The sequence below is a fragment of the Mesorhizobium sp. M7A.F.Ca.CA.001.08.2.1 genome, assembly GCF_003998455.1.
In the GTDB taxonomy this organism is placed as follows: Bacteria; Pseudomonadota; Alphaproteobacteria; order Rhizobiales; family Rhizobiaceae; genus Mesorhizobium; species Mesorhizobium ciceri.
In genome coordinates this window covers 1-1,242 of sequence record NZ_RZPW01001174.1, presented here as the reverse complement: position 1 = coordinate 1,242, position 1,242 = coordinate 1, and the positions used below count along the sequence as shown (strand labels likewise).

Below are 1,242 nucleotides of genomic sequence, written 5' to 3'. Positions count from 1 at the left end.
GCCGGCGGCGTCGCCGGTTCGGGCCGTGGCGTCGGCACAGGGGTCGGGGGCGCCGCCGGGTTGGGAAACAGGTCGACGATCAGGGCCGGCAGGAACACCGCGCCGGATTGCGCCGCATCCGATCCGCCCTCTGTGTCGCTGCCATCCTTGGCGCAGTCGGCGCCTGCCGCATTGGTCCTGTCGCGGCAGTCGATTTTCGTCTGGTCGGGATTGGGATCTTTGGTCTGCGCCGACGCGGGCACGGCGACGATTGTCATCGCCGCCGCAAGCATTGCCGCAAATCGAATGACCGCCTCAGCCGCCATCAAGCGGTTTCCTTCCCTCGATCACAGTCTCCGTGAAAGCCTGGGCGGCAACAAGGCCGATTTGCCTGGTGTAGTCGGCTGCGTTGGCAGCCGGGATGCCAAGCCGGAACACGCCGTCGGCGGTCGGTCCGCCGACGATCTTCAGCTCGTTGCTGCCGAGGAAGGCGGAAATGTCCGACATCTTCGCATCCGGCTTGAACTTGACCAGGGCGAACGGCATTTTCGCCAGATCGTCTTGCGCGCCGGCAATCTCGAAATCATTGCCCTTTCCGCCGGGTTCGACAAACGACTGCACCATGACCAGCGCCAGCAGAACCGCGGCTGCCGCCCAGGCGACGCCGACCGGCACCGCCATGAAGCGGCCCCAGGCCTGCGCCAGCCAGGACGATCCTGCCGGCTTGCGCGCAGGCCCGGCCTCGGCGTCGAGTGCCTTGGCAAAGCGGCTGAGCGCATCGGCCGGCGGCCGGATTGCTTCGTTGGCGGCCGTGGCGCCGGAGAATTCGGCTTCAGCTTCGCCAAGGGCGGCAAGTGCGGCCGGATCGCTGGCCAGCCATTCCTCGACCGCTTCCAGGTCGGAACCTTCCAGCGAGCCGTTCAGGTAGAACGGCAGCAGCGTTTCCATTTCGTCGCGGCGCGACATCTTTTCAGCGGCGCTCATGGCCACCCCCTGTCGTAACCGGCGGCCTTGAGAGCCTCGCCGAGTTTCTTGCGGGCGTAGAACATCCGGGTCTTGACGGTGGCGACCGGAATGTCGAGCACCTCGCTGATCTCGCTCACCGACTGCCCGTGATAATAGGCAAGATCGATGACGACGCGATGCTCTTCCGGCAAGGCGTCGACGAAGCGCCGCAGGGCGGCCGCCTTGTCTTCCTTCATGGTGACGACTTCCGGCGTGTCAACGCCGTCGGGCACCGCGGCGGCGGCCTCGTCGTCGATC

General features: G+C 66.5%; 2 protein-coding genes and 1 pseudogene. All 3 read right to left on the bottom strand.

Annotated elements, in window-relative coordinates:
• Positions 1 to 305: pseudogene (locus EN914_RS35935) on the bottom strand (peptidase S8); the annotation flags it as partial.
• On the bottom strand, positions 295 to 963 hold the full coding sequence (locus EN914_RS35930) for a hypothetical protein (RefSeq protein WP_024501946.1): 669 nt from the start codon (positions 961 to 963) through the stop codon (positions 295 to 297). The gene EN914_RS35930 and the pseudogene EN914_RS35935, both read right to left, overlap by 11 nt.
• Positions 960 to 1,242: sigma-70 family RNA polymerase sigma factor (locus EN914_RS35925; RefSeq protein ID WP_127389713.1), on the bottom strand; the 283-nt coding region annotated here is incomplete at its 5' end. The genes EN914_RS35930 and EN914_RS35925, both read right to left, overlap by 4 nt.

Bases quoted from the DNA above. Each gene is read 5' to 3' on its own strand.
- EN914_RS35930 (WP_024501946.1), bottom strand. From the start codon at position 963: ATGAGCGCCGCTGAAAAGATGTCGCGCCGCGACGAAATGGAAACGCTG.